The organism is Acinetobacter towneri (assembly GCF_001758345.1).
In the GTDB taxonomy this organism is placed as follows: domain Bacteria; phylum Pseudomonadota; class Gammaproteobacteria; order Pseudomonadales; family Moraxellaceae; genus Acinetobacter; species Acinetobacter towneri_A.
Map to the genome: position 1 here is coordinate 1 of NZ_MKQS01000044.1, position 5,287 is coordinate 5,287.

Consider the following 5,287-nt stretch of genomic DNA (forward strand, 5'->3'; position numbering starts at 1 on the left):
GAGATGGCAGAACATAAAATACTTGAAGAAGATTTAGGCATAGATGTATATTTCTGTGACCCACATTCACCCTGGCAAAAAGGCACATGCGAAAATATGAATGGTTTAATTAGGCAATATTTACCTAAAGGGATTGATTTAAATCAGGCAGATCAGCATTATTTAAATCAAGTTGCCATGTCACTGAATACTCGTCCTAGAAAAGCGTTAGATTGGCTTACACCATTAGAGAAATTTGCTCAGCTTGTTGATTATCATAAGACTTTTCAAACTGTCGCACCTCATGTTTGAATTCGCCCTATTTCATAACTTTTCCTATCATATTTGGCTGCATACGTAGCTACTTCTTGATTAATCTTTTTATGATTTTTATCTAAATATGAAAAGATTATTGAATCCTCATTGTGCCGCTCGTAATTGATGGCGTATTTATATTCTGAATAAGGATAAAGAGTACCTAAGCTATAAGTTTTTTGAGCACTAATATAAGTTACTTTAAGGTCTGTAATTGGATAATCAGTCTGATTTTTAATAAAAATATATCCATCCTTTTCAAATGGCTGGCATCCTATAAGTAGAACTAATGTAAGACAGTAAAATAGGCTATTCTTCATTTTGGTAGTTCTTCAATTGGTCTTATGAGTCGATTAATAACTATAACTTTTGAGGTATCACAGCTATGATCTACTTCAGTTATCCAAGAATAATTATTTTTTTCTAGAGGATAGGATTCTCCGCCTCCATATGCTGCTTTATCACCTAAAAAATAAGTATCCGAATCTACTTTTAGGCTCTTAGTTTCCGTATCCCAATCTAGAGTTTTTGTAGCAAAAATTGGCAGAACTTTAGAGCCATCAGCATGTTCTAGGTATAGGCATTTACCTTCCCTAATAAGCTTAGCCTCACTATAACTTGCATTATCTGCTCCCCCCGTATATTGAATACGTGGAACAACTATATTTGATTCAATTTTTTCTGTAACTGGACTGCAGGCTGCAAGTAAACTTAATAAAATAAATTCTAATCTTTTCATATTAAAGGAATTTTTTGAGAGAGTAATAGAGAAATTAAAGCAAATTATTCCAAAAGGCTCTGATTAAAAATTGTTAAAATTAGTAGATATATGAGAGGAAATTATGAAAAAATTTTTATACTTCAATTGCTTATCTTTTATTTTTACTTATTTATCTTTGTTTTATCAGAAATATACATTAGTGGATCGTATAGTTGTAGACAAGCTTGGAAAAGTTAAAGTCATTGGAGGAGGATTTCCCTTACAGTTTTTAGTAGATGGTGAAGTATCTCCAGGTGGGAGTATAGCGCTAGATCCTTTAAATATTATTATAGGAATAGATCAATTTATCTTCTTATATTTTATTTTTGATTATTTGTTCTGGATAAGTGTTTTATTTGCTTTTTACATAATTTTGAAAAGGTACAAACTAAAACAGATTTTCTAAAATTAACATAATACACGTTATACGAATCTAAAAACGGGAGCCTTTAGCTCCCATTTTTACTATATTTTTTAAAGTCTTAGGCATGTTGTACTGTGAGTTTTAGGCCTAAAGCATTCACAACACGATTAATCGTATCAAAACGTGGTGCTGAATCCTGACGTAGGGCTTTGTAGAGTGCCTCACGTCCAATCCCTGCTTCTTTAGCGATTTGAGTCATGCCACGAGCTTTAGCAATAACGCCAAGTGCATGGGCTAATTCAGCTGGATCATTCTCTTCAAGAACCATATTGAGATACATCACAATGTCTTCTTCAGTTTTGAGCGACTCAGCCATATCAAAACTTGGTAAATCAGCGACTTTAACCATTTTAATCCTCCAATGTTTTCGATAATTTGACTGCACGATCGATATCTTGTTGTTGAGTCGATTTATCTCCTCCACCAAGCATTACAATCACTACGTCACCATGTTGGATGTAATACATTCTCCATCCAGCACCGAAGAACTCTCTCATTTCCCAAACGCCATCTTGAAGAGGCTTAATGTCTCCCCAATTTCCACGTTGAACCTTATCCAATCTACGATTCAGGCGAATACGGGTCATATTGTCTTTAATGCCATCCAACCATTCATCAAACTCTGGCAGACGTTTAATTTCAATCATGAGGATTCCTTGTTTTCTCACCATATTGTATTCGATCGAATACAATATGCAAGTAATCTATATGGACATCCATTAATTTCTTATAATCGCCATTATGTTAAGTGATTAAAAAAGCCTTGAAATAGTTGCAAATTAGTTGTAAAATAGTTGTATATTAATTTCACACCTATGGAGGTTTTTATATGTCAAGAATGTCAAAAACAAGCGCCAGCTATATTCGTATTGCGGATAAGATTATTTTTACCTATGCGGAACTAGTACCTGGCAATCATCATGAGTTCAACAAAAAAAATAAAGGCGTACCAGTTGCCGCTGTGCATTATGAAAAATTAGACGAGTATATAATTTTACGTGATGGTCAGGAACAACCGCTGTGCATTGATGACCCGAAAAAATTTATCAGATCAATTCGCCGATTAAATAAAGATTGTGAAATCATAAATAAGCTATGACCATATTTAATGGAATACCTAGAATGACACTTTTAACGATAGTTTAAGCGTTTACACAGTTTTATTTACAGTCTCTTAAGTTTTCCTAAAATTAACATAATACACGTTATGCGAAGTTAAAAATGGGAGCTATAAGCTCACTGCTGTCCCACAATTTTTACAAGAGGAAGCCCATTTAAGCTTCCTCTTGTTTGATGGGGACTTTATCGGGTGAAAATAACGCTTTTAAGGTTTTTATTTCAAATAAATTCACTTGAATTATTCTGAGTAAGCGCTGAACTGTCCAGCCTTTTTTCCCTAAATGTTGAGCGAAACTTACCAGTAAATAGGCGATCATCGCAATCCAGATTTGCGTCTGAATGGCGTTCTTGCTTCGGCCTAAAAAGGCTTTTAATTTTGCATACCATTGGTAATCGACATAGCCTTTATCAAAAACTACAATGCTGCCAGCAGGAAACTGGAATTTGCGGCCTTGTACCATGTCATTTTCTTTGCCATTTTCAACTGCAACAAACTCAGGAATATCATTGCTGTGATTCAATCCTATGCTGAGTTTCATGCTGGCTTTTGAGTCGTGAACTTTGGCCCATTCACATAAGGAAAGCGACAGGTCAATATGACTGGCATCCAAGGAATACAAGGGATTCTTAAAGCGAAATTTATGAGCTACTTTTGAGTGTTCATAGTATTTAAGCAACTTGTAAAAGAGCTGTTGATACAAGGCAGCAGGCTGCTGCTCATTGATTCGTGCCAGCGTGCTTCGGGGAATAGACTTTGCTCCGAGATGACTTAGCTTTTCCTGTTGGCACTCCAAATTGGATTGAATATCTCTCAGACTTTGTCTACAAGAGAATTGAGACATCAATATGGCAATAAACTGATCCCACCGGGAAGCCGCTCTAAATTTCTGTCCAACATGGTGTACTTTAGCAAGTTGTTCAAAATCCTGTCGCACAACAGGTTTAATTAGCTCATGAAATACGGTATTCTGATGTGACAAAACCTGAATCCTGGTCGTTAAAGTGTTTGTTTGCACTCATATTTTAACGATTTGGACTCAGGTTTTTTATTTAAATCAAACTATGGGACAGCAGTGGTGATTGGGGCCATTTTGGCACTATTCATTGGTTACCATATCAATATCATGATCATGCATTTTATCCTTCTGAGTATTTTACCGATCTGCCTGGCCTATTTATTACGGAAAGTTTATATTTATACGCTAACGCATAGCTGATTCTGTCTGATCATTTATATTCCAAGACTTTACCGCACAAAAAATACTGCTTAGGATACAGGCAGTATTTTTTATTTTACCAATTCTATGAATCTGACCGAATGGATTATTTCCGTCATGGAACAACTGGGCTACTGGGGCATTGCTCTGCTCATGTTCCTGGATAATGTCTTCCCGCCAATCCCTTCCGAAATCATTATGCCTTCCGCARGCTATTCAGCCTCTCAGGGTGAATTACTCCTGGTCGGGGTGATCATGGCTGGTTGCAGCGGCTCCCTACTGGCAGCCGCTTTGCTCTACTGGATTGGCTATAAGTTCAACCATGATGCTATTTTTAAATTTGTCGATCGTTATGGCAAATATTTATTTATCAAATCCGCAGATGTAAAAAAATCATTAAGCTGGTTTGAGCATTATGGACACCGGATTGTGTTCTTTGGCCGTATGATTCCTGCCGTCCRTTCACTGATCAGCATCCCTGCCGGTATGAGCCACATGCCGTTCTGGAAATTCATGTTTTATAGCACACTCGGCACCATCATCTGGACTACTTTTCTGGCCTGTGTCGGGTTTTATTTTGGCGAAAACCAGCAGCTGATGCATCAAATTTTCAGTAACGTCAGTTATGTGATTATTGCGATTGTTGCCGTCATTATTGCCTGGATTTTTTACCGTAGACAGCAGCGTAAAAATCGGCCATCCTGATGAGACCTCGGTATTAAGGAGGTCGAAACGATGTCGCATTATCTGAAATATTTCGCCACCGTTTATCTGACCTTGGTTCTATTGGTGGGCGTACTGATCTATGTCTTCCATCTCGGTGCCATTCTGCTGATTCCTGCCCTGATTGCTGCTGCCTTTCTCAGTGCCCGATACTTTGTTAAGCAAGAACTTCGCTTACCGACCAAGGAAGAGAAAAGCAAACTGGTATGGGGTTCCACCACCATTGCCATGACATTCGGGTTTCTCTTTTTATTGGTGGTGATCTGGATGCACCCTCAGACAGCTGAAATTTACAGGAGTATGAGCTATACGGGAAGAGGACCAAATTCTTTTCTGGTGGCTGCAAGCATTCCCGGTGGGATCAGTTTATTGCCATATTGATGTCTCAATTCTCTTGTAGACAAAGTCTGAGAGATATTCAATCCAATTTGGAGTGCCAACAGGAAAAGCTAAGGGCACTGTTGCAAATAACCACGAATGGTAAGCTGAAGACTGTTTTAGCTAAAGGTGCAGCATATGAATCCTTTCCATGGTCGGCATTTTCAGGGCGAAATCATTCTTTGGGCTGTGCGCTGGTATTGTAAATATGGCATTAGCTATCGTGAACTGCAGGAAATGCTGGCCGAACGGGGTGTGAATGTTGATCACACGACTATTTACCGTTGGGTTCAACGTTATGCTCCTGAAATAGAAAAACGTTTACGCTGGTATTGGCGTAATCCTACAGATCTGAGCTCGTGGCATATTGAT

General features: G+C 37.8%; 10 protein-coding genes and 3 pseudogenes. 8 read left to right on the forward strand and 5 right to left on the reverse strand.

What is annotated here, in order from left to right; translation table 11 throughout:
* A partial coding sequence (locus BJN41_RS14990) for an IS30 family transposase (protein WP_031978708.1) occupies positions 1-291 on the forward strand: 291 nt, incomplete at its 5' end.
* Here BJN41_RS14990 and BJN41_RS13105 read toward each other — a convergent pair.
* Together BJN41_RS13105 and BJN41_RS13110 are read right to left on the reverse strand one after the other, a co-directional pair.
* Positions 282-614 carry a hypothetical protein gene (locus tag BJN41_RS13105; RefSeq protein ID WP_070155721.1) on the reverse strand — a complete coding sequence of 111 codons (333 nt, stop codon included), beginning with the start codon at positions 612-614 and terminating at the stop codon, positions 282-284. The genes BJN41_RS14990 and BJN41_RS13105 overlap by 10 nt on opposite strands.
* Entirely contained in the window at positions 611-1,033 is a 423-nt protein-coding gene (locus BJN41_RS13110) for a hypothetical protein (protein ID WP_004676061.1), read from the reverse strand. The genes BJN41_RS13105 and BJN41_RS13110 overlap by 4 nt, the downstream gene beginning before the upstream one ends.
* 103 nt (positions 1,034-1,136) lie before the next feature.
* Between BJN41_RS13110 and BJN41_RS13115 the strand changes: the two genes are divergently transcribed.
* Positions 1,137-1,460, forward strand: coding sequence for a hypothetical protein (locus BJN41_RS13115; RefSeq protein WP_004676058.1), 324 nt, complete (start codon positions 1,137-1,139; stop codon positions 1,458-1,460).
* A 76-nt stretch (positions 1,461-1,536) separates the two neighbouring features.
* On the opposite strand, the gene BJN41_RS13120 is transcribed toward BJN41_RS13115, so the two are convergent.
* Together BJN41_RS13120 and BJN41_RS13125 are read right to left on the reverse strand one after the other, a co-directional pair.
* Positions 1,537-1,827: an addiction module antidote protein gene (locus BJN41_RS13120; protein ID WP_004969304.1), complete on the reverse strand. Its 291-nt coding sequence runs from the start codon at positions 1,825-1,827 to the stop codon at positions 1,537-1,539.
* Position 1,828: 1 nt separating this feature from the next.
* Positions 1,829-2,125: a type II toxin-antitoxin system RelE/ParE family toxin gene (locus tag BJN41_RS13125; RefSeq protein WP_005175534.1), complete on the reverse strand. Its 297-nt coding sequence runs from the start codon at positions 2,123-2,125 to the stop codon at positions 1,829-1,831.
* Positions 2,126-2,307: 182 nt separating this feature from the next.
* Here BJN41_RS13125 and BJN41_RS13130 point away from each other — a divergent pair, with 182 nt between their 5' ends.
* On the forward strand, positions 2,308-2,577 hold the full coding sequence (locus BJN41_RS13130; RefSeq protein ID WP_039048204.1) for a hypothetical protein: 270 nt from the start codon (positions 2,308-2,310) through the stop codon (positions 2,575-2,577).
* A gap of 175 nt (positions 2,578-2,752) precedes the next feature.
* Here BJN41_RS13130 and BJN41_RS13135 read toward each other — a convergent pair whose 3' ends face one another.
* Positions 2,753-3,577: an IS4 family transposase gene (locus BJN41_RS13135; protein WP_070155722.1), complete on the reverse strand. Its 825-nt coding sequence runs from the start codon at positions 3,575-3,577 to the stop codon at positions 2,753-2,755.
* 96 nt (positions 3,578-3,673) lie between these two features.
* On the opposite strand from BJN41_RS13135, the pseudogene BJN41_RS16025 reads away from it, so the two are divergent.
* From BJN41_RS16025 to BJN41_RS15480, 5 genes and pseudogenes are all read left to right on the forward strand, one after another.
* Positions 3,674-3,814 (forward strand): annotated as a pseudogene (locus tag BJN41_RS16025) (FUSC family protein); the annotation flags it as partial.
* 87 nt (positions 3,815-3,901) lie between these two features.
* A complete protein-coding gene (locus tag BJN41_RS13140) occupies positions 3,902-4,519 on the forward strand; it encodes a DedA family protein (RefSeq protein ID WP_070155724.1) in 618 nt (205 codons plus the stop codon).
* Between the two features lie 30 nt (positions 4,520-4,549).
* Positions 4,550-4,918 (forward strand): ABZJ_00895 family protein, encoded by a 369-nt coding sequence (locus BJN41_RS13145; RefSeq protein ID WP_070155725.1) that lies wholly within the window; start codon positions 4,550-4,552, stop codon positions 4,916-4,918.
* A pseudogene (locus BJN41_RS15650) lies at positions 4,888-4,989 on the forward strand (DUF4372 domain-containing protein); the annotation flags it as partial. The gene BJN41_RS13145 and the pseudogene BJN41_RS15650, both read left to right, overlap by 31 nt.
* Positions 4,990-5,053: 64 nt before the next feature.
* Positions 5,054-5,287: pseudogene (locus BJN41_RS15480) on the forward strand (IS6 family transposase); the annotation flags it as partial.

Excerpts from the sequence above, each read along its gene's own strand:
- BJN41_RS13105 (WP_070155721.1), bottom strand. The coding sequence starts at position 614 with ATGAAGAATAGCCTATTTTACTGTCTTACATTAGTTCTACTTATAGGA.
- BJN41_RS13110 (WP_004676061.1), bottom strand. The coding sequence starts at position 1,033 with ATGAAAAGATTAGAATTTATTTTATTAAGTTTACTTGCAGCCTGCAGT.
- BJN41_RS13115 (WP_004676058.1), top strand. The coding sequence starts at position 1,137 with ATGAAAAAATTTTTATACTTCAATTGCTTATCTTTTATTTTTACTTAT.
- BJN41_RS13120 (WP_004969304.1), bottom strand. The coding sequence starts at position 1,827 with ATGGTTAAAGTCGCTGATTTACCAAGTTTTGATATGGCTGAGTCGCTC.
- BJN41_RS13125 (WP_005175534.1), bottom strand. The coding sequence starts at position 2,125 with ATGATTGAAATTAAACGTCTGCCAGAGTTTGATGAATGGTTGGATGGC.
- BJN41_RS13130 (WP_039048204.1), top strand. The coding sequence starts at position 2,308 with ATGTCAAGAATGTCAAAAACAAGCGCCAGCTATATTCGTATTGCGGAT.
- BJN41_RS13145 (WP_070155725.1), top strand. The coding sequence starts at position 4,550 with ATGTCGCATTATCTGAAATATTTCGCCACCGTTTATCTGACCTTGGTT.